The sequence below is a fragment of the Achromobacter sp. ES-001 genome, assembly GCF_019448355.1.
GTDB lineage: Bacteria > Pseudomonadota > Gammaproteobacteria > Burkholderiales > Burkholderiaceae_B > Achromobacter > Achromobacter spanius_B.
Map to the genome: position 1 here is coordinate 4,261,124 of NZ_CP079940.1, position 26,469 is coordinate 4,287,592.

The window sequence follows — 26,469 nt, forward strand, 5'->3', positions numbered from 1 at the left end:
CCAGCATATCACCGTGTGGAATTCTACGTAAACCATCTTTTGGAATACGAGTCCTATATTTTAGGATTTATAAAAACGAGTCGCAGCGGTGCCGGGCACGGTCGACACGGGCCGGTACACGTCTGACGGTTTGATCACACCAAGGAGAGACATTCATGAAGCAGACATGGCGCATTGCCCTGGCGGGCGCGGTACTTGCCCTGGCGGCCGCCCCGGCCCCAGCCCAAACCTGGCCGGCCAAACCGGTACGCATGGTCGTGCCCTTTCCGCCGGGCGGCGCCACCGATGCCGCGGCCCGCATCTATGCGCAGCACCTGGGAGACTTCCTGGGACAAGGCGTGGTGGTTGAAAACAAGGCGGGCGCGGGCGGTGAGATCGGCGCGGAATACGTCGCCAAGTCCGCCCCCGACGGCTACACGCTGCTGATGGGCGCCGTGGGCAGCCATGCCATCCACGCGGCCATGCCCGACAAGCCGGGCTACGACTTCGCCACCGCCTTCGTCGGCGTTTCCATGGCCACCAGCATGCCGATGGCCGTTGCCGTCAACAGCAAGGTGCCCGCCAACAACGTGCAGGAGCTGATCGCGCTGGCCAAGAGCAAGCCGGGCACCATCACGTTTGGCTCGGCCGGCCCCGGCACCTCGCAGCACATGGCCGGCGAGCTGTTCCAGGTGGTGACGGGCACGCGCTTGATGCATGTGCCGTATCGCGGCAGCGGCCCTGCCATTACCGACTTGCTGGGCGGCCAGATCGACATGGTTATCGAAACCCTGCCCGCCCTGCTGCCCCAGGTGGCCAGCGGCAAGATCCGCCTGCTGGGCGTGACCACCGCCAAGCGCGCCACCGCGCTGCCCGACTTGCCCACGTTGATGGAACAAGGCGTGAAGGATTATTCCGTGGCAACCGCCTACGCCTTGCTGGCGCCCGCCGGCACGCCGCCCGACGTGGTGGACAAGCTGTCGGCCGGCATGCAGAAAGCCGCCGCGATGCCTTCGGTGCAGCAGGCCGCGTTGAAGCTGGGCGCCGATGCGGTGGCCACATCGCCCGCCGACACCAGCCGTGTGCTGAAGCAGGAAGTGGCGCGCTGGGGCGACGTGGTGCGCATGTCGGCCGCCAAATGAGCGACGGTCACGTGAAGCCAGGCGCGGCAGAGATGGGCCTGGGCGGTGATACGCGGCTGCCGGTCGACGTCGCCATCGTGGGCGGCGGCTCGGTCGCCGTTAGCTTCCTGTATCAGTTGCTGTTGTCATGGCAAGCGCAAGGCGTGCCGTGCCCGCTGGCGGCGTCGCTGACCGTGGCGCTATTCGAACCGCAAGCGGAGCCCGGCCCGGGCGGCGCCTATCAGGAAGACCTGCCCAGCAATCTGTTGAACATCCCCGCAGGCAATATGTCGGCGCGGGCGGATCATCGCCTGGACTTTGTCGAGTGGCTGCGCGCGCAGGACCCCGCCTGGTTGCGTGGATATGGCGTGACCGATATTCAGCCCTCCGACTTTCTTCCCCGTCCGCTGTTCGGCGCCTATCTGCGCGCGGTCTACGCGCGCTGTCGGGACCTTGCGCCCGCACTGGGCATCGCGCTGGCTCATGTACCCTGCCGCGTGCGGCGCGTGTTGCCGCTGGCGGACGGCACGGTGTACGTCGAGCCCGACGGCGCGCCCCCGTGCGTGGCCCGTTATGCAGTCCTGTGCAATGGCAACTTGCCGTCGCAAGCCTTCCCCGCGCTGCACGACGCGCCGGGCTATTTCAACAGCCCCTATCCCGTCGCTGACCTGGCGGCCCGGATCGCACCCGATGCGTCCGTTTGCATCATCGGCACCAGCCTAAGCGCGGTGGACGCGGTGGCGGCCTTGCAGCAAGCAGGCCATCGCGGCCCGCTGTTGTGCGTGTCGCGCAATGGCTGGTTGCCATCGGTGCGCAGCCCGCACAACCAGCCCCCGACGGTGCTGCGCCACCTTAGCCGTGAAGGCGCCGTGGCGCTTGCCATGCGGCACGGCGGCGCCTTATCGCTAGAGGTCATTGCGCAGGCTTTGCAAGATGAAGTGCGGGCCATGGGCGGCGCGTTGGACGCCGACGAGATCTTCGGCCTGGCCGCCGACGCGGCGCGCGCCCTGGACGACGAGATACGCCGGTCGTCGCAAGCCGCGCGCCCCTGGCAGGCCGTGGCCGCCGCCACCAACGCAGCGGTAGACGAAATCTGGCGCCTGCTGCCCGACGCGGAACGCCACCGCTTTCAATCGCGCTGGCGCGCGCTGTGGATGGCACGCCGCGCCACCTTTCCCATGCGCAACGCCTTGAAGCTGCAAGCGCTGTTCAAGACGGGTCAGTTGCAAGTGCGCGCGGGCTTCGTGGACAGCCGCCATGACGCAGGCACCGGTCAGTTCCATACCCGGCGAAGCACGCCGGACGGCAACGCCGAGCATCGCAGCGACGCTCTCATCAACGCCACCAGTTTTTCGGTGGACGTGGCGCGCACCGACGATGCGCTGGTAGCCGGCTTGATACGCGACGGCCACGCGGTGTCGGACCCGTTTGGCGGACTGGCGCTGGACTTCGACACGGGCTGCGTCAGGAACGCGCAGGGTGCGGTGTGGGAACAGGTGTCGGTATTGGGCAGCCTTGCCGGCGGCACGTATTTCTGGACCACGTCCATGGATGTGAATGCGCGGCTGGCGCGCGACCAGGCCATGCGCATCGCCGCGGCGCTGTCGCCGCGCACGGATGCTACTGATCCAGATAACCTCGCCGGTAGCCCATCCCTTGCGAAATGGACTGCGCACAGGCCGACACATCCGGCGCCAGCTGCTTCATCCTGGCCGCGCTAAGGCGGTCAAGCGGGCCGGAGATGCCCACCGCCGCCACCGCCTGGTCCAGGCTGTTGAACAGGGTCACGGCCAGGCCGCCCACGCCCTCGCGCCATTCGCCGCGATTCACGGCATAGCCGGCGCGCGCGATCTTGCGCAGTTCGTCTTTCAGCAGGGGCATGGAAACAATGGTCGACGGCGTATGGCGCACCAATTGCTCGGCATAGCGCTCGACATAGCCTTCGGGCTGATAGGCCAGCAGCGCCTTGCCCGTGGCCACCGCATAGGCGGGCGCGCGGCCGCCCACCATGGAATATGCGCGTATCGGTTGCGGGCTGTCGATCTTGTCCACGTAGACCACATCGAATCCGTCCAGCACCGACAAATGCACCGTCTCGCCCGTCTGGTCCGCCAGCGTGCGCATGAACGGCGCGGCCAGCTTGCGTACATCCAGCTGGGCAAGCTGGCGCGCGGCCAATTCAAACAGGCGCACCGCGCCACGGTAGCCACCGCCGTCATCGTCCTTGATGACGTAGCCGGCGTGGATCAACGTTTGCAGCGTGCGATGCGTGTTGCTGCGCGTGAGCCCGACCCGCGCGGCCAGGGCATCGATGGTGCGCGGCGGATTGTCCACGTCGGTCACCGCTTCCAATACCATCAGGCCCTTGAGCAGCGTCTTGTCCATCTTTGTATTTCCTAATATTTAGGACGCGAACATAGCACGGGCAGCGGCCGCCGGACAACGTGCGTCACACGCGCCACGCTCAGGCTTTCAACCCCGGGATGGTGGCGCGCACGGCGGCAGACCGGTCCCAAAGGTTCGGCAGGTTGGCCGAGGAATAGCCGGACACGAAAGGCTTGGGCTGCCCCGTCTGAGGATCGTAGACATGGCGCGACACCGCGCCGATGTTGCCGCCGTACAGGTGCACGCTGATCGACACCTGGTCCGCGAAGGCGTTCGACACGCGGTGGATGTCGCCCTGGGCGGGGTCCAGCCGTTCGATGTCGCCGGGCCGCAGGGTGGTGGGTTCGCCGGCGGTTTCGATGCTGCCGTCTGCGTGGCGCACGTAGCGTTGGTTGATTTCAGCGCCACGCAGCATGCCCACATAGCCCCACACTTCATGGTCGTGCACGGGCGTGGACTGGCCCGGGCCCCACACGAAGCTGACCAGCGAAAAACGTTCCAAGGGGTCGCAGTGCAGCAGATATTGCTGGTAATACTGCGGATGCGGGGCGGTACAGGCCTCGGGCAGCCAGTCATCGTGGCGCACCAGATCGGCAAACGCCTCCTGCAGGGCGGGCGTTTGCGCCAGGGAGTCGGCGCCGGCCAGGCGGGTGGCAGTGGCGATAAAGCGGCGAAGCCGGTCCAGACCGGCGGCGGATTCGGGCATTGCGGGTCTCCAGTGCGGGAGGGGAAATCCCAGATGAGAAAAGCAGTATCCATCATTCGGGATGCTTGCGCACGCGCGCATTACGGGTACACATTACGGGTGCACATCGCCGGGGCACATCGCGGGTCCCATCTCGGGTGCACATCGCAGCGCGAGCTTGACAGGCAGGCGCCCCCGCGCGCAGCGTATCGAACTGTCCTGAAGGTTTGAAATGAAAAATACGCATCACGATATTCCGTCTGCCCTGATCGAGGCATTGCGCAACGCGCAGCGCGTCGTTGTATTCACGGGGGCCGGCGTGTCGGCGGAAAGCGGCATCGCGACGTTTCGCGATGCGTTGACCGGATTGTGGTCGCGCTTTGACGCGCAGGCGCTTGCCACGCCGCAAGCGTTTCGCGAGCATCCCGACATCGTGTGGGGCTGGTACGAGTGGCGCCGGGCGCAAGTGCTGCGCGCCGCGCCAAACGCCGCGCACTACGCCATCGCCGCGCTGCAACGCCACGTGCCCGCGCTGACGATCGTCACGCAGAACGTGGACGACCTGCACGAGCGCGCGGGGGCCACCAAAGTGGTGCATCTGCACGGCAGCCTGCACGCCCCACGCTGCTCGGCATGCGGCGCCCCCCACGTTGTCGACGACGGCCCGGCAACGGTTAGCTCGGAAATCGAAACGCACGCCGAGGCCCATGCTGAGACCCATGCTGAGACCCGCGCTGGCAGCAATGCCGACACCTACGCCGACACCCACGCCGACACCCACGCCGCCAGCAACGCCGACGAAGGACGCCGCATTCACCCGCCTGCCTGCACACAGTGCGGCGCCCCCGTGCGGCCCGGCGTGGTGTGGTTTGGCGAGAGCTTGCCGTCGGACGCCTGGTGCACGGCGTTGCACGCCGCGCAGCAATGCGACCTGCTGTTCAGTATCGGCACGTCGGCGCTGGTGTATCCCGCCGCCGAACTGCCGCAGCGCGCACTGGCCGCCGGCGCCACGGTCGTGCAGGTCAATCCCAACGCCACACCGCTGGACGCGCATGCGCACTGCAATCTGCATGGCGCCGCCGCCGACATCATGCCGCGCGTGCTGGCGGCCGCCTTCGATCAACGCGATGAAGGGTTAAAGGGCGATCAGGCACCGTGAACATTTGTGAAGATCTTTACGTCGAAGATCGAGTAGAAACGAACTAGCCACAACAGCCGAGGGGAAACCCCAAATCTCACCGTTTTGTCACCGGGCTACAGTGGCAAAAGTGGCTTTGACCGTGGAGATCATCATCCCATTTTCCTGGAGACTTCCCGACGTATTCGTGCGTTCATCCGACGGCGCATTGCATCGTGTGGTGCGCCACGCCACGACCACGGAAACCATTGCCAAACTTGAGAGCGTTCCCAGCAATTACCACCTGGATTGCGAGTGCATGCTCGATAACGGCGAGGCAATCTCCTGGATCGGCAATGATCAGTATCGGCAAATCAACGGCGGCGCTATATTCACCGCAGAACCCGATGTCACAACGCCTCGTGGCGAACCCCGCAAAAGCGGCGCCGCCAAACGCAACGTGCTCGACCCCAGCCCGGCAGGCCCGCACCACAGACTGGCCGTCGGACACAACCCCCTACCACTAGCTGTCGTCAACTTAAAAACCGGCAACGATTGGAGTCTGATACGCGCGTGGCGCGAGCACCTCAATATCACTACCGCTGATATGGCTGCCCGCCTTGGCGTTGATCATTCCATATACATTGAACTGGAACGGCCACGGCCACGCCCACGGCAGATCGTGCTGGACCGCATCTCCGAGGCGCTGGGCGTGTCACCCGACCAGCTTGATGATTCTTTGTTTGGAGGCCGCCTTCGGTAGTGCCGCAAACGCGCCACACGCGCACGCGTCGCTACACGCAGAAGCGTCCACAAGGCTTTGCCGCCGCAACACCGACGGCCCCTGGAGGTACTGAGTATGCTCGGCACCGCAAGACGATTGACCGATGTGCTTGTCACATCTCCCGACGGCACCCTGTATCGCATCGAACGCTTCGTTGCGGACCTGGAGGCATATTCCGCGCTGGGTACCTCGCGCTTCGATCCCAAGACGCACTGCATCTGCCGCACAAGTTCCGGCGAGCAGGTCACGTGGCTGGGGGGCCAGGCGTATCGGATGATCAAGAACGGGATTTCGTTGACCGCGGTGGACAGGCGACGAGGCCGGTAAGAGGCCGGCAAGACGCTGACAACAGGCGCCTTGCCTTGGGCGCCGGCCACTATCGTGTGTAGCGTTCGACCAGAAAGTCCACAAAGGTGGTCAGCTTGGGCAACGCCTGCCTGTCCTTCTGGTACAGCAGCGTAATGGGCCGCGCGGCGGGCCAATACGGTTGCAGGATCGGCACCAGCCGGCCGGCGTGCATATCTTCGCGCAACAACAGCTCTGGCTGCAACACCACGCCAAAGCCCGCCAGCGCGGCCTGACGCAGCGCCTGCCCGTTGTTCGACACGAAGCGGCCGGTGGGGTAGCCGGCCTGGCTGCCGTCGTCCCCCGACAGCTGCCAGCCCGTGCGGCGGCTCCAGTACGAAAAATCCAGGCATTGATGCTGCATCAGGTCGTCAGGCGTGGTGGGCGTGCCATAGCGTTCAAGGTACGCGGGCGCGGCGCAGATCACCATTTGGTAGCGGCCGATTGTGCGCGCGATCAATCCGGAATCGGCCGGCTCGCCGATACGTACGGCCACGTCGTAGCGGGCGGCCACAATGTCTTCCACCATGTCGCTGAGCACCAGCTCGACGCTCACGTCGGGATAGACGGACAGATAGTCGGCAATGGCCGGCGTCAACGCCAGCGAACCGAAGGTCACCGTGGACGTAATGCGCAGATGCCCGCGCGGCGTCAGCCGCAAGGCCTCGGCGCCCTGCTCCGCGTCGCGGATGTCTTCCAGAATGGTCTTGCTGCGCGCGTAATAGGCTTGGCCCGCTTCGGTCAGGCTTTGTCGGCGCGTGGTGCGGTTCAACAGGCGCAGGCCCAATCGCGATTCCAGCGCCTTGACGTGCTTGGCCGCCATGGCCGCCGACATCTCGTGCCGCGCCGCCGCCGCGGTCAGGCTGCCCAACTCAACGACCGCCACGAAGACTTCCATGCTGAGCAAGCGATCCATGAATTACGCACCCGGAGTGTGAAGTGTTTGCACCATGTGCGGATTTTTCCACGGATAGCGAAAAGCGAGAATGCCTCTATGCACTGGCGCGGCGCCAGCGCTTCGCAAATGCTAACCAAACAACGGGCACGGCCCGGAGGCTTCCATGAAAATAATCCTGATCGGCGCAACCGGCACCATCGGCCGCGCGGTTGCCGAAGAACTCGGCCAACGCCACGACATCATCGCCGTGGGCAACACCAGCGGCCAGTACCAAGTGGACATCACGCGCAGCGACAGCATCCGCAACCTGTTCGAACGCGTGGGCAAGGTCGACGCCATTGTCTCGACCACCGGCGCGATGCACTTCGGCCCGCTGGCCGAGATGACGGCCGAACAGTTCAAGATCGGGCTGCACAACAAGCTGCTGGGTCAGGTGGATGTAGCGCTGATCGGGCAACACTACCTGAACGCGGGCGGGTCCATCACGCTGACCAGCGGCATCGTCAGTGACGAACCGATCCGGTACGGCGCGAACGCATCGGCGGTGAACTCGGCCATCGACGGCTTCGTGCGCGGCGCGGCGGTAGAGCTGCAAGGGTTGCGCATCAACGCGGTCAGCCCGACGGTGTTGCAGGAATCCATGCAGGCCTACGGGCCGTATTTTCCGGGCTTTGAAGCGGCGCCCGCATCGCGGGTGGCCCTGGCCTATCGCCGCAGCGTGGAAGGCGCGCAGACGGGCCGGGTGATACGGGTATGGTGATGCGGGTCCGGTGATGCGGGTCTGACGATACGGGTCTGACGATCCGCCCCGGACAAAACAAAAGCGGCTTGATGGATGACCATCAAGCCGCTTCGTTTTCTTGCAAGGCCTACGCGCTGTTGCGCTTTGGCGGAACCGCGATTGCGTTGCTTACCGCATTGCCATCACGTGTTCGATATAAGTTGGTGCGCCCGGCAGGATTCGAACCTACGACCCCCTGGTTCGTAGCCAGGTACTCTATCCAGCTGAGCTACGGGCGCCCCGAAAGAGGCGTGTTTATAACATGGAAAAACCACATCGTGCAAATCGGTGCGGGAAAATGCACTGGGTATCTGGCACGGCTGCGCCCTTGTCGGCTTCATCCCCTTTGCTTCATCACCTTTGCTTCATCACGTTTGCTTCATCACGTTTGCTTCATGCCCTGGGCTTCATCATCGTTTGCTTCAAGTCAAGGAACGCGGTGCGGGCCGCGCAGTACGCTGAAATTTCAGCCGCCAGCCACGGCAGGCCGCGAGCATCTGCGCGACAGCGATTCCCTGATGAGGCACAGCATGGCCAAGAAATTTCCGATGCATCCCAAGCGCCCCGAACGGGTTTGCTGGGGCTGCGATCAATACTGCGCATCCGACGCCATGAAATGCGGCAACGGTTCCGACCGCACGATGCACCCGGCCGAACTGCTGGGCGACGATTGGGCAAGCGTTGGGAACTGGGGCTTTGAAGACGAAAGCAAAGAAGCGTCCGCGCAAAACAAAAAGGCCTTCGATCAATGATCAAAGGCCTTTCCATTTTCTTTGTTCGGCGTTTCAGTGTGACGTGAAACTTGGTGCGCCCGGCAGGATTCGAACCTACGACCCCCTGGTTCGTAGCCAGGTACTCTATCCAGCTGAGCTACGGGCGCTCCGACAAAGAGGCAAAATTATATCAGAACAATTTCACCATTTTTACTGCTTTTGCTTTTTTTTCTAAGTTTTTTTGAGTTTTTTTTTGAAGTTTTTTTCGCAAGTTCTTTTGCCGAATTTCGCGAAACGAATCCGCTACGTTCTACAAACCACCCTACAAAAAAAACCACTCTAGAAAACTTGGTGCGCCCGGCAGGATTCGAACCTACGACCCCCTGGTTCGTAGCCAGGTACTCTATCCAGCTGAGCTACGGGCGCGTCAAAAAGCAAGCCTTGAATAATAGCGTTGTTTCAGAAAACGTGCAAGTCGGGGCGTTGGAATATCGCATGGCGGCGCGGGTCGGATACGGCAGCCATTGCCATCGCAATCGTGAACCCACGCCGCCAGAAAGCACTATCCTAGTGGCCGCTTCCATTGCCCCCTTATCTCTTGGCCGTCATCGTGAAACACCTGCTGGTAAGTCTGGACAAGCTGCACGACTTCGATGAAATCATCGACGTACGCTCGCCGCTTGAATACGCCGACGATCACATCCCGGGCGCCATCAACGCGCCCGTGCTCAGTAATGAAGAACGCGTACAGGTCGGCACGCTGTACCGCCAGGCGTCGCCGTTCGAAGCGTCCCGACTGGGCGCCGCGCTGGTCGCCCGCAACATCGCCCAGCATCTGGAAACGCGCTTCGCCGACCGGCCGCAAGGCTGGCGCCCGCTGATCTATTGCTGGCGCGGCGGCAAGCGGTCCGGCTCCATGACGCTGATGTTCAACATGATCGGCTGGCGCGCGCGGCAGCTGGACGGCGGCTATAAAAGCTATCGCAGTGCCACGCTGCAAGCGCTGGCGACCTTGCCCCCGGCCTTGCACTGCGTGGTGCTGGTCGGCCCCACCGGCAGCGGCAAGACGCGCTTGCTGAACGCGCTGGCGCAAGCCGGCGCGCAGACGCTGGACCTGGAACAACTGGCCTCGCACCGGGGCTCGTTGCTGGGCGCCCTGCCCGGCGTGGCGCAGCCTTCGCAAAAGCACTTCGACACGCTGCTTGCCGCACGCCTTCGCGCGCTGGACGCATCACAACCCATGTTCGTTGAAGCCGAGAGCCGCAAGATAGGCGCCGTCGAGTTGCCGCCCGCCTTGCTGCAAGCCATGCATGAAGGCGTATGCGTCAACGTGGCGTCCACGCGCGAAGACCGCGCCGCGTTCCTTCAACAGGACTACGCGCAGCTATTCGACAACCCGGAATGGTTGAAAGCCCAGCTGCAACGCATGCTGGGCCTGCATAGCCGCGAAGTGATCCAGGGCTGGCAGCAGATGGTGGACGACGGCCGCCGCATCGATCTGGCGCGCGAGCTCATCGACCGCCATTACGACCCCGCCTACGCCCGCAGCAGCCACGCGCAATACCAGCGCCTGTCGCAAGCGTTGCCGATGCCGTTCAGGCCGAACGATGCGGATGTCGTGGAGCAGGCGCACGGTTTGCTATCCGCGCTGGAATGCAAAACGCGCTGATGAAAAAAACGCTGATGAAAAAAGCGCTGCCGACGAATACCCCGACGAACAACACGCGCCAATGAAAAAAACCCGCAATCGATTTCGCGATTGCGGGTTTTTTAATTCAGCGCTGGTTGTTTAGCACCAGCGCCGAAGATCTGGCGGAGACGGTGGGATTCGAACCCACGATGCAGTTTTTAGCCACATACTCCCTTAGCAGGGGAGCCCCTTCAGCCTCTCGGGCACGTCTCCGAAAAGAGAACGAGATTCTAGCACGAATTTTTTGATGCTTGCCCGCAAACGGGGCCATCAATCAAAAAAAACGTGCCGATCCGCTGCCTTTATTCCTTGGCGGCGGGCGCCTGGTCCAGGCCAAAGGCCTTGTGCAGCGCGCGCACGCCCAATTCCATGTACTTGTCGTCGATGATGACCGACGTCTTGATTTCGCTGGTGCTGATCATCTGGATGTTGATGCCTTCTTGCGAAAGCGTCTGGAACATCAGGCTGGCCACGCCCACGTGCGAACGCATGCCGATGCCGACGATGGAGACCTTGGCGACCTTCTCGTCGGTGGACAGTTCACGCGCGCCCACGGCGGGGATGACTTCGCGCTTGAGCAGGTCGACGGCACGCGCGAATTCGTTGCGATTCACGGTGAACGAGAAGTCGGTCGTGCCAGCCACGGACTGGTTCTGCACGATCATGTCGACATCGATGTTGGCGGCAGCGACCGGGCCCAGGATGGAGAAAGCGATACCCGGTTTGTCGGGCACCGCCAACAAGGTGATTTTGGCTTCGTCGCGGCTGAAGGCGATGCCGGAGACAACGGCGGCTTCCATTTTTTCGTCTTCCTCAAAAGTAATCAGCGTGCCCGAGACCATTTCTTCGTCGAGCGGAATGAGCGGGTCGGTCAGCGAGGACAGGACCCGGACCGGAACACGGTATTTGCCGGCGAATTCCACCGAGCGGATTTGCAGCACCTTGGAGCCCAGCGAGGCCATTTCCAGCATTTCCTCGAAGGAAACGACGGCCATACGGCGCGCTTCGGGCACCACGCGCGGATCGGTCGTGTAGACGCCGTCCACGTCGGTGTAGATCAGGCATTCGTCGGCCTTGATGGCGGCGGCCACGGCCACGGCCGAGGTATCCGAACCACCACGGCCCAGCGTCGTGATGTGGCCTTCGGGGTCGATGCCCTGGAAGCCGGTCACGATCACCACGCGGCCTGCGTCGAGGTCGCCGCGGATGCGGGCGTCGTCGATCGAGCTGATGCGCGCCTTGGTGAAGGACGAATCCGTGCGCACGGGCACTTGCCAACCCGCATAGCTGCGCGCCGGCACGCCTTCGGCCTGCAACGCAATGGCCAGCAAACCGCTGCTGGCCTGCTCGCCGGTGGCGGCGATCATATCGAGTTCGCGGCTATCGGGCTGCGGCGAAATTTCGCGCGCCAGACCCAGCAGGCGATTCGTTTCGCCCGCCATTGCCGACGGCACTACAACAACCTGGTGGCCGGCGGCGTGCCACTTCGCGACGCGACGCGCCACGTTCCGAATGCGCTCGACCGAGCCCATCGAAGTACCGCCATATTTATGAACGATCAGGGACATCTCGTACTCTGGCTGGAAACCCGCCGCAAAGTGGTGACGGGCAAAACCATATATTCTAGCGCGGCGGTAAAAATTTGCTCAGTTTGAGGAAATTTATGTTCATTGCGCGGCTATTTTTCCGTGGATTCTTTCCAGAAGCCGGGATTTATTCCTGCGCTTCGATCCACACGCGCCCTCGATGGCAGCGCACGACGTGGCCGGGTTGCCGCACCCGCAGTTGCCGGTCATGCCCCAGGCTGTGCAGTTCACGTAGTTGGCGCAGCAGGTCGCGCAGGCGCGCGTCCGTGGGCATGCGCGCACCGTTTTGTTGCAACCAGAAGCGCAGCACCTGCGACTGGCGCGGCGGGGACAATTCGCGCCACGCCTTCAGTGAAAAGCTGGCGCCGTCGGGGCCGGGGTCCAGACGGGCAAAATCTTCGCGCGCGACTTCATCCAGGATCTGCGCCGCTTCGGCCATGTGCGTGGCATGCCGCGCGACGATGGCACGCCAGCCGGGCCAGCGCTTGTCCAGCACGGGCGCCAGCAGTTCGCGCACGGCGGCGCGGGTGTAGCGGGGATCGGCGTTGGTGGGGTCTTGTACGGGTTGCCAGCCGCACGCTTGCCGCACGGCGTCGGCGGCCAGCAGGATCGTCGCGCGGTCCTGCGCAAGCCAGGGGCGCACATAGGCGATGCCGTCGCGTTGCGAGACCGGCGACATCGCGGCCATGCCCAGCAGGCCGGTGCCGCGCAGCAGCCGCAGCAAAACGGTTTCCGCCTGATCGTTGCGGTGATGCGCCAGCAATACGTGGGTCGCGCCTTCTGCCTGTGCCAGCCGCGCCAGCGCGTCATAGCGGGCATCGCGCGCGGCGGCCTCGATGCCCTTGCCCGCCGCTTGCTCGACCTGCACGCGCGCTTCCTGCACCGGCAGGCCCAGCAATGCGCCCAGCGCATGGACTTGCCTGCCCCATTCATCGGCCGCGTCCTGCAAGCCGTGATGCACGTGCAATAGCGACAGGCCGATGCCAAGATCATGCGCAACGGCCGCCGCGTGCACGGCGAGCATGGCCGAGTCGGCGCCCCCGCTCAACGCGACAGCAAGCCGGGCGGGACGGGCGGGCAACGCGTGCAAGGCGTCTCGCAACGCCACCGTCAGCGCCGGCGATGTCGGCAGCGCAACCGTTGACGCCGATCGCCCTGCGGCCAACACCGACGCCGTGGCGGGCAACACCGTCTGCCCGGCTGTCGACACCGAAGACGCAGCGGATGGCGCCGCCCCCTTTTCCGTCGACACTGACGGCGCTGCGGACGCGCAATGCGACACGCCCGACTCGGCCTGGTCGGGCGTGTCGGGCGTGGGGTGCGCGTTCATGATTTGGAGCGCGGGCAGCGCGGCCGTGGCGCCGGCGTACCAGCCGGCGCCTTTGCCAGGGCTACGCGCGCACTTCCGTATAAGCGCCGTAGGACAGCAGGCGTTGCACACGCTGCTCTACGAGCTGTTCGGGCGTCATGCCTTGCAGTTGGCGCAGGGCGTCGGCCAGAGCGCGGCGCAGCAAGCGCGCCATGACGCGCGGGTCGCGATGGGCGCCGCCCACGGGTTCGTTGACGACGCGGTCAACCAGACCCAGGTCTTTCAGGCGCGGCGCGATGATGGCCAGGGCTTCGGCGGCATCGGGCGCCTTGTCGGCGCTGCGCCACAGGATCGACGCGCAACCTTCAGGCGAAATCACGGCGTAGGTGGCGTATTGCAGCATCAGCACGGCATTGCCCACGGCAATGGCCAGCGCGCCGCCGGAACCGCCTTCGCCGATGATCGTGCAGATCACGGGCACTTTCAGTTCGGCCATGGCGTACAGGTTGTGGCCGATGGCTTCGGACTGGCCGCGTTCTTCGGCGCCGATGCCCGGGTATGCGCCGGGGGTGTCCACGAAGGTGAACACGGGAACGCCGAACTTTTCAGCCAGGCGCATCAGGCGCAGGGCCTTGCGATAGCCTTCCGGACGCGGCATGCCGAAGTTGCGGGCGGCGCGTTCTTTGGTGTCGCGGCCCTTTTGATGGCCGATGACCATGCAGGGCGTGCCATTGAAGCGCGCCAGGCCGCCGATGATGGACTGGTCGTCGGCGTACATGCGGTCGCCGTGCAGTTCATGGAAGTCGGTGAACATTTCGCGCACGTAGTCCAGCGTGTAGGGACGCTGGGGGTGGCGGGCGACAAGCGCCGTCTGCCACGGCGTGAGCTTGGCGTAGATCTCCTTGGCCAAGGTCTGGCTTTTTTGCTGAAGACGCCCGATCTCGTCGGAGATGTCTACCGCAGAATCGGCCTGCACATAGCGCAGCTGCTCGATCTTGTTTTCAAGTTCGGCCAGCGGCTGTTCAAATTCCAGAAATGTATTGCGCATGTAGTGTGGTTCCGTAGATGGGCTGCCTGGTGTGCATCAGTATTGAACCGGTGTCGGTTCCAGACTGCGCCATAGATACCAGGTCGCCACGGTACGCCAGGGCTGCCACGCCAGCGAGACTTCGCGAGCCTCGAAGCGCGAGACAGGCTCGCCACTGAAATAGTGAAGCGAGATTGCCTTGAGCAACCCTGGATCATCCAGCGGCAGGACGTCAGGCCGCTGTAGATTGAAAATCAAAAACATCTCCGCCGTCCAGCGCCCAATGCCCCGGATGGCGACCAATTCAGAAATAACCGCTTCGTCGTCCATGGCCGCCCACTTTTCAGGGTGGACCCGGCGTTCGCCGAAGTGCACGGCAAGGTCCAGCACGTACTCGGCCTTGCGCTGGGACAAGCCGGCGCGGCGCAAGCCATCGACGCCTACGCGCAGTACGGCCACGGGCGTGGGGCGCTTGCCGACGGCTTCGATGAATTTGGTCCAGGCGGCGTCGGCCGCCTTGGTGGACACCTGCTGCCCGATGATGGCGCGCGCCAGCGTCACGAACGGCGTGCCGCGCGACGTGAGCCACACTTCGGGATGCTGCGGGATGACTTTTTTCAGGATGCGGTCGCGCCGCATCAGATGGGCGACGGCCGCTTCCCAATAGTCGGGCTTGGGAATGTCGAGATCGGCGGTGGACATATCAGGCGTATCCACTGGGCTCAGGCCCGCCGCCATTGCGTCAAGCCACCCGGCTTGTCGTCAAGTTCGATACCGGCCTCGCGCAGTTCGGCGCGGATGCGGTCGGCCTCGGCGAAGTCACGGGCGGCCTTGGCGGCGGCGCGCGCATCGATCAGCGACTGGATGGCGGCCGCGTCCAGCGTGGCGCGCGGGCCCTGCTCGATAGCGGCGGCCGAATAGCGCGTGGGCGACTGGAAGTACGTTGCCGGGTCCTGCTGCAACAACCCCAACATCGACGCCAGCGCCTTCAACTGGCCGGCGCTGCGCGCGTTTTTGTCGCGGTTGGCCTCGGTGGCCAGTTCAAACAGGGCCGCCACGGCGCCCGAGCTGTTGAAGTCATCGTCCATGGCCGCCTTGAAGGCCTGGGCCTCCGGCTCGTTCCAGTCGATGCCCTGGTCGTCGGCCGGCACGTTCTGCAAGGCCTGGTACAGGCGGTCCAGTGCGTTTTGCGCGTCGATCAGGTTGTCGGGGGTGTAGTTCTGCGAGCTGCGATAGTGGTTGCGCACAATGAAGAAGCGCACCATTTCGGCTTCGCGCGGGTTGACGCGGTAGTCGGCGTCGTCCGCCGCCGGGTCGCCCAACGCCACGGTCTGGCGGATGGTGCGGAAGTTGCCCAACGATTTGGACATCTTGTCAGAATCCACCATCAGCGGGCCGCAGTGCATCCAGATGTTGGCCAGCGTGCCACCGAACGCGCCTTCGGTCTGCGCGATTTCGTTTTCGTGATGCGGGAATTTCAGGTCGGGACCGCCGCCGTGGATATCCAGCGGCAGGCCCAGCAAGGATTGGCTCATGGCCGAGCATTCGATGTGCCAGCCGGGGCGGCCCATGCCGTAGGGCGATTCCCATTTGGTGTCGGCGGGTTCGTCGGCCTTGGCCGACTTCCACAGCACGAAGTCCAGCGGGTCGCGCTTGGCCGAGCCCACCGCCACGCGTTCGCCGGCGCGCAGGTCGTCCAGCGTCTTGCCGGACAGCTTGCCGTAACCGGCAAAGCCACGCACGGCGTAGTTCACGTCGCCGTCGTCGGCCTGGTAGGCCAGGCCGTTCTGCTCCAGCTTGCCGATGATGTCCAGCATGTCGCCCACGTATTGCGTGGCGCGCGGCTCGCGGTCGGGCGATTGAACACCCAGCGCGCGCTCGTCGGCATGCATGGCGGCAATATAGAACTCGGTCACCTCGCCGATACGGCGGCCGGTTTCCACGGCGCGACGGATGATCTTGTCATCGATGTCGGTGATATTGCGCACGTAGTTCACGGCCAGACCGCTGGCGCGCAGCCAACGCTGCACGACGTCAAACGACACCAGCATGCGGGCATGGCCCAGATGGCAGAAGTCGTACACGGTCATGCCACACACGTACATGCGCACCTGACCAGCCTGGGCCGGTTTGAACGGTTCTTTGGTACGCGATAACGTGTTGTAGATTTGCAGCATGGCGCTTATGTATTGGTCTGATTGCTTTCCGCGGCGAAATCGGAAAAAGTTGCTGGGGCGGAACGATACTGCCGGTATCACCGGTATCACCGGTATCACCGGCATCACCGATACCCCCGGTACCGCCGATACCCTCGATACCCCCCGGTACCGCTGATACCCCCGGTACCGTGCGTCCTGCCGGGGGGCTCCAGCTCGACATCTCTGTTCCAGCTCAAGCTCTTGCCGAAACAAAAACGCAACCGGGGCTAAAATGGCGGTCGTCAAGTATAGCAAGCGGCCCGGTCGCACGCGTAAGTGCTGCCCGGCCACGACTTTTAACGGATACCCACGTGACTATCAAGCCGCGTTTTTGTGTCGCCCTGCTCGCGCTGGCCTTTGCCGGCGCGCCGGCCGGTAGCGCCCTTGCCCAGTCGATGGCCGGCGGCGGCGGGGCCAGCCCCAACGCCACGCGCACCACCCTGGACCCCATCCCCCCCGAAGGCGGCTGGGACAGTCTGGCCAAACTGCTGGAAGCGGCCAAGCCCGGTGTCGACACGCGCTTGACGCCGTCGCCCTCACAGATCACCAACCGCATCGAAATGCTGCTGAACCGCGGCGATAACGAAGAAGCGTTGGCGATGATCGAAAAGCGCGAGGCCGAAATCAAGGACCAACGCGGCACCGATGTGCAGTTGATGTTCCAGCACGCGCGCGCACTGGCCGCCCTGAACCGCACGGGCGAAGCCATCGACATCTACACCGACATGACCACGCGTTTCCCCGAGTTGCCGGAACCTTGGAACAACCTGGCCGCTCTATATGCCAGCCGCGGTGAACTTGAAAAAGCGCAAGACGCCCTCCAAATGGCACTACGCGCTGACCCCGGCTACGCCGCCGCCCGAGCCAACCTGGGCGATCTGCAACTTCTACAGGCCCTGCGCACTTACAAGAAGGCCGCCAGCGATGGCGTGCCCGGCATGCAGGAGAAGGCCCGTGAAGTCGAAACCATGCTGAAGGATAAACAAGGCAAATGATGTCCCGTTACTCACCCTTCCACCTGCTGCGCCTGACGGCGTGCTCGTTCGCGCTGGCCGCATTTGCCCCAGCGCTTGTCAGCGCCGCCCCAGCGGCCTCCTCCACCACCACTACTTCTGAAGGCACAAAAGCCATGAGCACCAACCCGCGCGTCAAGCTTGTTACGAACCAAGGCGATATGGTCATCACCCTGGATGCCGCCAAGGCGCCCAAGACCGTCGAGAATTTCCTGACCTACGTCAAGGAAGGCTTCTACAACGGCACGGTGTTTCACCGCGTGATCGACGGTTTCATGATCCAGGGCGGCGGCTTCGAACCCGGCATGAAGCAAAAGCAAACGCATGCCCCGATCGAAAACGAAGCCAACAACGGTTTGAAGAACGACAAGTACACCCTGGCGATGGCCCGCACCAGCGACCCGCACTCGGCCACCGCGCAGTTCTTCATCAACGTGTCCAACAATGATTTCCTGAACTTCACGTCGCCCACGCCGAACGGCTGGGGCTACGCTGTGTTCGGCACCATCACCGAAGGCACCGACGTGGTCGAAAAGATCAAGGGAGTGAAGACCGGCAACAAGGGCTTCCACCAGAACGTGCCCAACGAAGACGTGATCATCGAGAAGGCCGAGATTCTTGAATAAGATTGCCCTGCCCGGCCCGATCTGGCTGGCGTCCGACCTGCACTTGGGGCCGGCCACGCCGGCCACCTCCGAGGCATTCCTGGCGTTTCTGGAGGCCGCGCGGCAGGAAGCTGCCGCGTTGCTGCTGCCGGGCGACATCTTTGACGCCTGGATCGGCGATGACGTGATCCGCGCCGCACCGCCGTGGCTTGCCACGGTGCTGACGGCGCTGCGCGACACCAGCGCACGCATTCCGGTATGGCTGGGGCGCGGCAACCGCGACTTCCTCATCGGGGAAGAATTGGCGACGGCGGTGGGCGCCAAGCTCTTGCCCGAGCCCGCCCTGCTGCAAACGGATGCCGGCCCGGTGCTGCTGACGCACGGCGACGAGTTCTGTACGGACGACGCCGCGTATCAGCAGTTCCGCAAGATGGTCCGCAATCCGCAGTGGCAGGCCGAGTTCCTGGCCAAGACCATCCCCGAGCGCCTGGCGATGGCGCAGCAGGCTCGCGGCGAAAGCCAGGCAGCCAACCAGACGAAGTCCATGGAAATCATGGACGTCAATGCCGCCGCCATCGAGGCGATCTTCCGCGACAGCGGCGTGCCCGTACTGGTCCATGGCCACACGCATCGCCCGGCGCGTCACGTGCTGGACGTGGACGGCAAGAAGCGTGAACGCTGGGTGCTGCCCGACTGGGATTGCGACCACGTGTCGCCCCCGCGCGGTGGCTGGCTGATCATCGATAGCGATGGGCTGACGTTCTACGACCTGGAAACGGAATCGTAAGAGTAAGACTCAGGACAAAGCCGAACGCTGTGCAACGCCGGCAACGGCCGCACCATGAAAATGGCCTCGCAACCGCGAGGCCATTTTTTATGCGCGATTGAAAGGGACTAGCGCGTGAAGATCCACGCGGCGACCACCGCGCCGAACACGATGCGATACCAGGCAAACACGCGGTACGTATGGTTGGCCACAAAGCGCAGCACCGCGCGCACCACCACCATCGCGCTCAGGAACGCCGCGATGAAGCCCACGGCGATGCCGGACAGGTCGTGCTGGGTCAGCAGGCCGAAGTTCTTGTACATATCGAAAACGGCCGCGCCCAGCATCGTCGGCATGGCCAGGAAGAACGAGAACTCCGTGGCCGTCTTGCGCTGGATGCCGGCGATCATGCCGCCGATGATGGTGGCGCCCGACCGCGACGTGCCCGGGATCATGGCAAAGCACTGCGCCACGCCCACGCCCAGCGCCTGCTTCCAGGTGATCTGTTCCAGCGTGTGCGCCGATGCCCGCTCGTCGGACGCCGTGTCGTCGGCGGCGCCCGGCGCGTCGCCCGGCGTGTGATGCGTTCGGCGTTCCACGTACAGCATGATCAGGCCGCCCACCACCAGCGTCACCACCACCACGCCGGGGTGATAGAACACCGACTTGATGGTCTTGATGAAGATGGCGCCGATGACCGCGGCGGGCAGAAACGCGATGATCAGGTTGCGGGTGAAGGCCACCTCGCTGGCCACGCCGGTCAAGGTGCCCCGGATCAGCTGCATCAGCCGCGCGCGGAACACCCACATCACCGCCAGGATCGAGCCCAGCTGGATGACCACTTCGAACACCTTGCCATCGCCGGACTGAAAGTTGATCCAGTCGCCCACCAGGATCAGGTGGCCGGTGCTGGACACGGGGATGAACTCGGTCAGGCCTTCAAGAATGCCAAGAATGAAGGCCTTGATCAGATAGAGCGCGTTGTCAGTCACGATAGGTAGGGGTTCCGGTTAATCGTTGGCCAGCGGGGCTTCGTCCGACAGCATTTCCTGTGGCCGCTTTTCAACGCGCACCAGCGCGATCCGGCGGCCGTCCATTTCCAGCACCTCGAAGCGGAAGCGCTGGTGATGGGCTTCGTGTTCGCAGACATCGCCGGGCTTGGGCAGGTGGCCAAAGCGTGACAGCAGGTAGCCTGCAAGGGTGGAAAAGTCTTGGGCCTCGTCGACCAGCCCTTCGGTTTCCAGCACCTGTTCGACGTGGTGCAGGTCGGCCGCGCCGTCGATCTTCCAGGTGTTGTCGCCGTCGGCCACGATGTCGGGCAGTTCGTCTTCGTCGGGGAATTCACCGGCGATGGCCTCGAACACGTCGATGGGGGTAACCAGCCCTTCGATGGCGCCGAATTCATCGGCCACCAGCACCAGCTGCCCGCGCGAACGCTTCAGCGTGTCCATCAACCGCAGGATGCCGATCGACTCGTGCACGATGATGGGATCGCGCAGCCGGTTGCGGCGCACGCGGCCTTCGGTGATCAGGTCGGCGACCAGGTCCTTGGCCCGCGCGATGCCCAGCACTTCGTCCAGCGACCCCCGGCACACCGGGAAAAAGCTGTGCGGCGCCTCGGTCAACTGGCGGCGGATCAGTTCCGGGTCGTCGTCGATATTGACCCAGGACACATCCGTGCGCGGCGTCATGATCGACCGGATGGAACGTTCGGCCAGCGTCAGCACGCCGCTGACCATGTTGCGTTCTTCCACGCCGAACGCCGGGATGGCCGGGCCGTCGGCATTGGGCAGGTCGGCTTCGTCGCTGGTGGGCGGGCGCTTGCCCAGCATGCGCAGCACGGCCGACGCGGTACGTTCGCGCATCGGGCGGCGGGCGTCCAGCTTGAGCAGGTTACGGCGCGCCACCTGGTTCAGCGCTTCGATGGCTACCGAGAAACCAATGGCCGCGTACAGGTAGCCCTTGGGCACCTTGAAGCCAAAGGCTTCGGCCAGCAGCGAAAAGCCGATCATCAGCAAGAAGCCCAGGCACAGGACCACCACGGTCGGGTGCGCGTTGACGAACCGCGTCAGCGGCTTGGAGGCCAGCAGCATGATGCCGATGGCAATGACCACGGCGATCATCATGATGGCAAGGTGATCCACCATGCCCACGGCGGTGATGACCGAGTCCAGCGAGAACACCGCGTCCAGCACCACGATCTGCGTAACGATCACCCAGAAGCTGGCGTACACGCGCGGCCCGGAGGACCCCGCGTGCTGGCCGCCTTCCAGGCGCTCGTGCAGTTCCATCGTGCCTTTGAATAGCAGGAACAGGCCGCCCACCATCAGGATCAGGTCGCGCCCCGAAGGCGACACCGGACCGACTGTGAACAAAGGGGTGGTCAAGGTGACCAGCCACGACATGACGGACAGAAGGCCAAGCCGCATGATCAGGGCCAGGCTCAACCCCATGATGCGCGCGCGGTCGCGTTGCGCAGGGGGCAGCTTGTCCGCCAGGATGGCGATGAAAATCAGGTTATCAATGCCCAGGACGATCTCAAGGACGACCAGGGTAAGCAAGCCGACCCACGCTGCGGGGTCTAGCAGCCACTCCATCAGGAGCTCCAGAAGTTACACGACCGGTAATCGTACATGGAAAATTCGTGACATGCCGGTGACACACGGCCCTCCGTTTGCCTGATGGCCAATGGTTTTCAGCCATGTGCATGGCTTGTGTTCGCCGTGCGAGGGCCATAAAAAAACCGGCCCGAAGGCCGGTCTGTCGCAGGCCGCATCGGCCCGCGCGATCAGGCGGCGGACGGCGGGTTCAGCGACGTCAGCAACTGCGTGAAGATCTTGGGCGTGGCGGCCAGGACGTTGCCGCTGTCCATCCAGCCTTGTTCGCCGTCGAAATCGGCGATCAGGCCACCGGCTTCCAGCACCATCAGGCTGCCGGCGGCCAGATCCCAGGGCTTCAGGCCCACGCCGCAGAAACCGTCCAGGCGGCCGCTGGCCACGTAGGCCAGGTCCAGCACGGTGGAACCCATGCGGCGCACGCCCGTAACGCTTTCGGCCATATGGCGGAAACGCTGCGAACCCTGTTCGGGATCGCCGGCGTTGGGCCAGTGCGCGCCCAACAGGGCTTCGTGGTAGCGGGTGCGGCCCGAGACGCGCACGCGGCGGTCGTTCAGGAAGGTGCCGCTGCCACGGCTGGCCGTGAACAGTTCATTGCGCGAGGGGTCATAGATGACCGCTTGCGTGACTTGGCCGCGCTGGGTCAGCGCGATCGACACGGCGTAGTTGGGCAGGCCGTGGATGAAGTTGGTGGTGCCGTCCAGGGGATCGATGATCCATTGGAATTCAGCCTGGTCGGGACCTTGCAGCCCGAATTCCTCGCCCAGCACGGCATGGTCCGGGTAAGCGGCATGCAGTGTCTCGACGATGGACTCCTCGGCGGCGCGATCGACTTCCGTGACATAATCGCGCGGCCCCTTGCGAGCCACGCTGAGTCGTTCCAAATCCATGCTGGCACGGTTGATAATGGTGCCGGCACGCCGGGCCGCCTTGATGGCGATGTTGAGCATCGGGTGCATAAAATTCCGTACGTATGCGGTGGGTTCGCGTGATGATAGGCCACTTGCCGCCCCCCCCGAATCGTCGTCGCCCCAACGGGGAAATCGACCGAAAAAACCAGGAAGGCGTGAAGCCAAACGCGCCATTTTAAATGACTCAAGCATTTTCACGTGTTCGCTTCATTATGGTGAACCCCAGCCACCCCGGAAACGTGGGTTCGGCGGCCCGCGCCATCAAGACAATGGGCTTCTCCGAATTGGTCTTGGTAGAGCCTAAATTTCCAGATGTAACCAGCCAGCCCGAAGCCGTGGCTCTGGCCAGCGGCGCGCTGGACGTGCTGGAAAACGCGCGCATCTATCCGTCGCTGGAAGAAGCGCTGGCGCCCGTGACCATGGCGTTTGCCTTGACCGCGCGGGTGCGCGACCTGGGGCCTCCGCCCTGCGACATCCGCCAGGCGGCCGACCTGGCCCGCGCGCATCTGGCCGGTACCGCCGAAGGCGTGGCCGCCGTGGTGCTGGGCACCGAACGCGCCGGGCTGACCAACGCGCAGATCGCGCTGTGCCATCGCATTTGCCACATTCCCGCCAACCCGGAATACAGCTCGCTGAACGTGGCCCAGGCCTTGCAACTGGCCGCCTGGGAGCTGCGCTACGCCCTGCTGGTGGAACAAGGCGCGGCGCTGTTGCCCGCGTCGACCGCGCAAGAGCCGTCGCGCGGCGCCGAGCCCGCTTCGGGCGAGGCCGTGCAGGCGTTCCTGGCGCATTGGGAAGAAGCGCTGATCGGCGTCCAGTTCCTGGACCCGGCGCACCCGAAGAAGTTGATGCCGCGCATGCGCCATCTGTTTTCGCGGCCGGCGTTGACGCGCGACGAAGTGGACATGATGCGCGGCGTCTGCACCGCCATGCTGGCCACCGCGCGGCGCAACGGCGGCGCAAAAAAATAGGGACGGGCGCAAGGCCCATCCCTTTGGGATCACATCCCCGGCAGCAACTGGTGCTGGCCGGGGTGTCCCGCTATCAGTCCACCTTGGCGCCCGAGGCCTTGACCACCGGGGCCCAGCCTTCGACTTCCGACTTGATGAACGCGCCGAATTCAGCCGGCGTGGTCTTCACGCCCACGGCGCCGAGCTTTTCATAGCTGGTCTGCACGGAAGGCTTGTCCAGCGCTTTCTGCATGGCGGCGTTCAGCGTGTTGATCACTTCCGGCGGCGTGCCCGCCGGGGCCAGCAGGCCGAACCAGGACGACACGTCAAAATCGGTAAAGCCCGATTCCTTCATGGTGGGCAGGTCCGGCGCGCTCTTGGAGCGGTCGCTGGTGGTGACGGCCAGGGCGCGCAGCTTGCCCGATTGGGCGTGCGGCCATGCCGACGGCATGTTGTCGAACATGAATTGCACCTGGCCGCCGATCAGGTCGGTCATGGCCGGCGCGCTGCCCTTGTAGGGCACGTGCAGCACGTCAATGCCCGCCTTCATCTTGAACAGCTCGCCCGCCATGTGGATGGAGGTGCCGCTGCCCGACGAGGCAAAAGCCAGCTTGCCCGGGTTCTTCTTGGCGTAATCGACCAGTTCCTTGACCGACTTGACCGGCACTTCCGGGTTCACGACCAGAATGTTGGGCACTTTGGCGCCCAGGGCGACCGGGGCGAAGTCCTTGGTCAGATCGAACGTGACGTTCTTGTACAGCGTCTGGTTGATGGCGCTGGTGACGGCCACGAACAGCAGCGTGTAGCCATCCGGGGCGGCGCGCTGCACCTGGTCGGTGGCGATGTTGCTGCCGGCGCCCGGCTTGTTTTCAACCACGAACGACTGGCCCAGGGCCTCGGTCAGTTCCTTGGCCATGATGCGGGCGATCACGTCGGTGGTACCACCGGCGGAAAATCCGACCACGATGCGGACGGGTTTGTCAGGGTATGCGGCATGGGCGGAACCCATTGCGAACGCGCTTGCGGCGGTAGCCAGAAGGGTGGCGGCAAAACGCCGCAGGCCAGGCTTTTGACCTGTAGTCATAGTGTCTCCGTGCAGGTACTGTCCATTAGATGGACGATTCGAATTATTTGATGACGCATTTTGAGCTATACACGACGGTTGCATCAAGGTAGAGTCCACGCTACGGACAATGGTTTTCCCTTGACCGTTCCGCAATAACCCTAAGTTTTCAGAGATTTGCATGCAAGACAGTGATGCCGCGGCCGCAGGCCCACGTACGTTGCGGCGCGGACTTGCCGTGCTGGCCGCCCTGCGCGACCAAGGGCCCGACGGCCTCAGCGTGACCGATATCGCCCGCTTGACGGGCATACAGCGCCCCACCATCTACCGCCTGTTGGCCGCCCTGCTGGACGCCGGCTTGGTGCTGCCCGTGACGGGCACCAAGAAATATCGCGCCCAGCTGGCCGTGGACCCCGACACCCGCTCGCGCGATCCGCGCGTGCGTCAGCTGCTGCCCGTGCTGCGCCGCCTGGCGGACCGCACGGGCGACGCCGTGTTCCTGGTGGTGCGCGACGATGATGATTCCATCAGCCTGCATCGCGAGATCGGCAGCTATCCGGTGCAGATCCTGGCCACCTACGCCGGCAAGCGCCAGCCGCTGGGCGTGGGCTCAGGCGGCATGGCGCTGCTGGCCGCGCTGCCGGACGACATCGCACGCGGCATCGTCGACCGCAATTCGGGTCGGCTGGACGAATACGGCGGCATGACGCCGCAGGAAATGTACCGGCTGATCGACAACACCCGCGCGCGCGGCTATTCCGTGGTGGGCAACCATGCGGTACGTGGCGCGCTGGGCGTGGGCTGCGCGCTGCTGGATTCGCACGGCTCGCCGCTGCTGGCCGTCAGTGTCACGGCCATCATCGACCGCATGCCGGCCCAGCGTCAGCGCGAGATCGCGGGCTGGATCAAATCGGAACTGGCGCGGCTGGCGATGCAGGCTTGATGGCGAACCAGAGGGTGGACCAGATGGCGGACGCCTTCTTGGCCGCATGAAACAACGGGCGCCCGAAGGCGCCCGTTTGCATGCTCGACAAGCTGGCGACCATCAGGTGGCCGCGTCAGCCTTGCCGGCAGTCTTGGGGTTCTGGATTTCGCGCAGCGGAATCGGCGGCTGAAAGCCGGCCGCTTCCAGCGAGGTGCGGATTTCCTGGTACAGGCCCCAGCGCAGATCCCAATACTTGCTGGATTCCGCCCACACGCGCACGTTCACGATGACGCCGCTTTCCTTGTACTCAAACACCTTGATCTGCGGCTCCGGATCCATCAGCGCATCCGGGCGCGCGGCGACGATTTCCTTGAGCTTGTTCATCACCTGATCCAGGTCGTCGCCATAGCGCACCGGCACCGGGATATCGAGGCGGCGCGTTTTGTTGCGGCTGTAGTTGGTGATGGTGGCGTTCCAGACGGTGCTGTTGGGCAGCGTCAGGTGGATGCCGTCGCCTTGCACCAGCCGCGTCAGGAACAAGCCCACTTCGGCCACCGTGCCGTCAGCGCCGGAGCTCAGGGCGATGTATTCGCCCGCGCGGATGGGGCGCAAGATCAGCAGCATGATGCCGGCCGCGATGTTTTGCAGCGTGCCTTGCAGCGCCAGGCCCACAGCCAGACCGGCGGCGCCCAACACGGCGATCAAGCTGGCCGTCTGCACGCCAAACCGCGCCAGCACGGCGATGACGGTAAAGATGCGCACGGCCCACACGACCGTGCTGTAGAACATCGGCACGATGGTCGGGTCGATCTTGCTGGATCGCGTTGCCGCACGTCGCACCCAACTGCCCAGCAGCGACGACACCCACCAGCCGATGATCAGGATCAGCAGGGCCACCGACAGATTGATGCCCATATCAACCAGCCTGGGGGCCCAGGCGTGGAATTCGTTCAAGGCGTCTTCCATGGAATTTTCCACAAAAAATAACAACCGAAAACTGTAT

At 64.1% G+C, this 26,469-nt stretch carries 26 protein-coding genes and 4 tRNA genes; 13 read left to right on the plus strand and 17 right to left on the minus strand.

Features of this window, described 5'->3' with window-relative positions:
* The first annotated feature begins 155 nt into the window (after positions 1-155).
* Entirely contained in the window at positions 156-1,121 is a 966-nt protein-coding gene (locus tag KYT87_RS19075) for a tripartite tricarboxylate transporter substrate binding protein (protein ID WP_046804149.1), read from the plus strand.
* Complete coding sequence (locus KYT87_RS19080; protein ID WP_255593304.1) at positions 1,118-2,821, plus strand: FAD/NAD(P)-binding protein; 1,704 nt, start codon at positions 1,118-1,120, stop codon at positions 2,819-2,821. Before KYT87_RS19075 ends, KYT87_RS19080 begins: the two co-directional genes overlap by 4 nt.
* Here the strand turns inward: KYT87_RS19080 and KYT87_RS19085 are convergent.
* Both KYT87_RS19085 and KYT87_RS19090 read right to left on the minus strand, forming a co-directional pair.
* Positions 2,721-3,485 carry an IclR family transcriptional regulator gene (locus KYT87_RS19085; protein WP_120156392.1) on the minus strand — a complete coding sequence of 255 codons (765 nt, stop codon included), beginning with the start codon at positions 3,483-3,485 and terminating at the stop codon, positions 2,721-2,723. The genes KYT87_RS19080 and KYT87_RS19085 overlap by 101 nt on opposite strands.
* Before the next feature lie 79 nt (positions 3,486-3,564).
* Positions 3,565-4,191, minus strand: a complete 627-nt coding sequence (locus tag KYT87_RS19090) for a cysteine dioxygenase (protein WP_219990594.1) — start codon at positions 4,189-4,191, stop codon at positions 3,565-3,567.
* 211 nt (positions 4,192-4,402) lie between these two features.
* On the opposite strand from KYT87_RS19090, the gene KYT87_RS19095 reads away from it, so the two are divergent.
* From KYT87_RS19095 to KYT87_RS19105, 3 genes are all read left to right on the plus strand, one after another.
* Positions 4,403-5,329, plus strand: coding sequence for an NAD-dependent deacylase (locus KYT87_RS19095; RefSeq protein ID WP_219990595.1), 927 nt, complete (start codon positions 4,403-4,405; stop codon positions 5,327-5,329).
* Positions 5,330-5,450: 121 nt separating this feature from the next.
* The gene (locus tag KYT87_RS19100; RefSeq protein ID WP_219990596.1) at positions 5,451-6,050 is read left to right on the plus strand and encodes a helix-turn-helix domain-containing protein; all 600 of its coding nucleotides are present in this window, start codon (positions 5,451-5,453) and stop codon (positions 6,048-6,050) included.
* A gap of 96 nt (positions 6,051-6,146) precedes the next feature.
* On the plus strand, positions 6,147-6,398 hold the full coding sequence (locus tag KYT87_RS19105; protein ID WP_185975366.1) for a hypothetical protein: 252 nt from the start codon (positions 6,147-6,149) through the stop codon (positions 6,396-6,398).
* 49 nt (positions 6,399-6,447) lie between these two features.
* Here KYT87_RS19105 and KYT87_RS19110 read toward each other — a convergent pair whose 3' ends face one another.
* Positions 6,448-7,332, minus strand: a complete 885-nt coding sequence (locus tag KYT87_RS19110; protein WP_104144237.1) for a LysR family transcriptional regulator — start codon at positions 7,330-7,332, stop codon at positions 6,448-6,450.
* A gap of 145 nt (positions 7,333-7,477) precedes the next feature.
* Between KYT87_RS19110 and KYT87_RS19115 the strand changes: the two genes are divergently transcribed.
* Positions 7,478-8,074: a short chain dehydrogenase gene (locus KYT87_RS19115; RefSeq protein ID WP_104144236.1), complete on the plus strand. Its 597-nt coding sequence runs from the start codon at positions 7,478-7,480 to the stop codon at positions 8,072-8,074.
* 183 nt (positions 8,075-8,257) lie between these two features.
* Here KYT87_RS19115 and KYT87_RS19120 read toward each other — a convergent pair.
* Positions 8,258-8,334, minus strand: a tRNA-Arg gene (locus KYT87_RS19120).
* Positions 8,335-8,373: 39 nt separating this feature from the next.
* Between KYT87_RS19120 and KYT87_RS19125 the strand changes: the two genes are divergently transcribed.
* On the plus strand, positions 8,374-8,847 hold the full coding sequence (locus tag KYT87_RS19125) for a DUF3079 domain-containing protein (RefSeq protein ID WP_219990597.1): 474 nt from the start codon (positions 8,374-8,376) through the stop codon (positions 8,845-8,847).
* Between the two features lie 51 nt (positions 8,848-8,898).
* Here KYT87_RS19125 and KYT87_RS19130 read toward each other — a convergent pair.
* Together KYT87_RS19130 and KYT87_RS19135 are read right to left on the minus strand one after the other, a co-directional pair.
* Positions 8,899-8,975, minus strand: a tRNA-Arg gene (locus KYT87_RS19130).
* A gap of 182 nt (positions 8,976-9,157) precedes the next feature.
* Positions 9,158-9,234: transfer RNA gene (locus KYT87_RS19135), tRNA-Arg, on the minus strand.
* A 184-nt stretch (positions 9,235-9,418) separates the two neighbouring features.
* Here KYT87_RS19135 and mnmH point away from each other — a divergent pair.
* On the plus strand, positions 9,419-10,477 hold the full coding sequence (gene mnmH / locus KYT87_RS19140; protein ID WP_219990598.1) for a tRNA 2-selenouridine(34) synthase MnmH: 1,059 nt from the start codon (positions 9,419-9,421) through the stop codon (positions 10,475-10,477).
* Between the two features lie 141 nt (positions 10,478-10,618).
* Here the strand turns inward: mnmH and KYT87_RS19145 are convergent.
* The 6 genes from KYT87_RS19145 to cysS all read right to left on the minus strand — a co-directional run bounded on the left by KYT87_RS19145 (position 10,619) and on the right by cysS (position 16,597).
* Positions 10,619-10,711: transfer RNA gene (locus KYT87_RS19145), tRNA-Ser, on the minus strand.
* A gap of 89 nt (positions 10,712-10,800) precedes the next feature.
* The gene (locus tag KYT87_RS19150; RefSeq protein WP_104144234.1) at positions 10,801-12,066 is read right to left on the minus strand and encodes an aspartate kinase; all 1,266 of its coding nucleotides are present in this window, start codon (positions 12,064-12,066) and stop codon (positions 10,801-10,803) included.
* 145 nt (positions 12,067-12,211) lie between these two features.
* Complete coding sequence (gene tilS / locus KYT87_RS19155) at positions 12,212-13,414, minus strand: tRNA lysidine(34) synthetase TilS (RefSeq protein ID WP_255593306.1); 1,203 nt, start codon at positions 13,412-13,414, stop codon at positions 12,212-12,214.
* Between the two features lie 61 nt (positions 13,415-13,475).
* Positions 13,476-14,441, minus strand: a complete 966-nt coding sequence (locus tag KYT87_RS19160; protein ID WP_046804158.1) for an acetyl-CoA carboxylase carboxyltransferase subunit alpha — start codon at positions 14,439-14,441, stop codon at positions 13,476-13,478.
* A 36-nt stretch (positions 14,442-14,477) separates the two neighbouring features.
* Positions 14,478-15,122 (minus strand): DNA-3-methyladenine glycosylase, encoded by a 645-nt coding sequence (locus tag KYT87_RS19165; RefSeq protein ID WP_104144233.1) that lies wholly within the window; start codon positions 15,120-15,122, stop codon positions 14,478-14,480.
* A 20-nt stretch (positions 15,123-15,142) separates the two neighbouring features.
* Positions 15,143-16,597: a cysteine--tRNA ligase gene (gene cysS, locus KYT87_RS19170; RefSeq protein WP_219990599.1), complete on the minus strand. Its 1,455-nt coding sequence runs from the start codon at positions 16,595-16,597 to the stop codon at positions 15,143-15,145.
* Positions 16,598-16,929: 332 nt separating this feature from the next.
* Here cysS and KYT87_RS19175 point away from each other — a divergent pair, with 332 nt between their 5' ends.
* From KYT87_RS19175 to KYT87_RS19185, 3 genes are all read left to right on the plus strand, one after another.
* Positions 16,930-17,613, plus strand: coding sequence for a tetratricopeptide repeat protein (locus tag KYT87_RS19175; protein WP_046804161.1), 684 nt, complete (start codon positions 16,930-16,932; stop codon positions 17,611-17,613).
* 134 nt (positions 17,614-17,747) lie between these two features.
* The gene (locus tag KYT87_RS19180) at positions 17,748-18,257 is read left to right on the plus strand and encodes a peptidylprolyl isomerase (protein WP_006225507.1); all 510 of its coding nucleotides are present in this window, start codon (positions 17,748-17,750) and stop codon (positions 18,255-18,257) included.
* The gene (locus KYT87_RS19185) at positions 18,250-19,023 is read left to right on the plus strand and encodes a UDP-2,3-diacylglucosamine diphosphatase (RefSeq protein ID WP_219990600.1); all 774 of its coding nucleotides are present in this window, start codon (positions 18,250-18,252) and stop codon (positions 19,021-19,023) included. Before KYT87_RS19180 ends, KYT87_RS19185 begins: the two co-directional genes overlap by 8 nt.
* Positions 19,024-19,130: 107 nt before the next feature.
* On the opposite strand, the gene KYT87_RS19190 is transcribed toward KYT87_RS19185, so the two are convergent.
* The 3 genes from KYT87_RS19190 to KYT87_RS19200 form a co-directional block, all read right to left on the minus strand.
* On the minus strand, positions 19,131-19,994 hold the full coding sequence (locus KYT87_RS19190; RefSeq protein WP_046804164.1) for an undecaprenyl-diphosphate phosphatase: 864 nt from the start codon (positions 19,992-19,994) through the stop codon (positions 19,131-19,133).
* 18 nt (positions 19,995-20,012) lie between these two features.
* Positions 20,013-21,599 carry a TerC family protein gene (locus KYT87_RS19195; RefSeq protein WP_046804165.1) on the minus strand — a complete coding sequence of 529 codons (1,587 nt, stop codon included), beginning with the start codon at positions 21,597-21,599 and terminating at the stop codon, positions 20,013-20,015.
* Positions 21,600-21,790: 191 nt separating this feature from the next.
* Complete coding sequence (locus KYT87_RS19200; RefSeq protein WP_046804166.1) at positions 21,791-22,576, minus strand: inositol monophosphatase family protein; 786 nt, start codon at positions 22,574-22,576, stop codon at positions 21,791-21,793.
* 131 nt (positions 22,577-22,707) lie between these two features.
* On the opposite strand from KYT87_RS19200, the gene KYT87_RS19205 reads away from it, so the two are divergent.
* On the plus strand, positions 22,708-23,499 hold the full coding sequence (locus KYT87_RS19205) for an RNA methyltransferase (protein ID WP_120156397.1): 792 nt from the start codon (positions 22,708-22,710) through the stop codon (positions 23,497-23,499).
* A gap of 73 nt (positions 23,500-23,572) precedes the next feature.
* On the opposite strand, the gene KYT87_RS19210 is transcribed toward KYT87_RS19205, so the two are convergent.
* Positions 23,573-24,562 carry a tripartite tricarboxylate transporter substrate binding protein gene (locus KYT87_RS19210; protein WP_046804168.1) on the minus strand — a complete coding sequence of 330 codons (990 nt, stop codon included), beginning with the start codon at positions 24,560-24,562 and terminating at the stop codon, positions 23,573-23,575.
* A gap of 160 nt (positions 24,563-24,722) precedes the next feature.
* Between KYT87_RS19210 and KYT87_RS19215 the strand changes: the two genes are divergently transcribed.
* On the plus strand, positions 24,723-25,484 hold the full coding sequence (locus KYT87_RS19215) for an IclR family transcriptional regulator (protein WP_046804169.1): 762 nt from the start codon (positions 24,723-24,725) through the stop codon (positions 25,482-25,484).
* 102 nt (positions 25,485-25,586) lie between these two features.
* On the opposite strand, the gene KYT87_RS19220 is transcribed toward KYT87_RS19215, so the two are convergent.
* A complete protein-coding gene (locus KYT87_RS19220) occupies positions 25,587-26,432 on the minus strand; it encodes a mechanosensitive ion channel family protein (protein ID WP_046804170.1) in 846 nt (281 codons plus the stop codon).
* Positions 26,433-26,469: the final 37 nt, after the last annotated feature.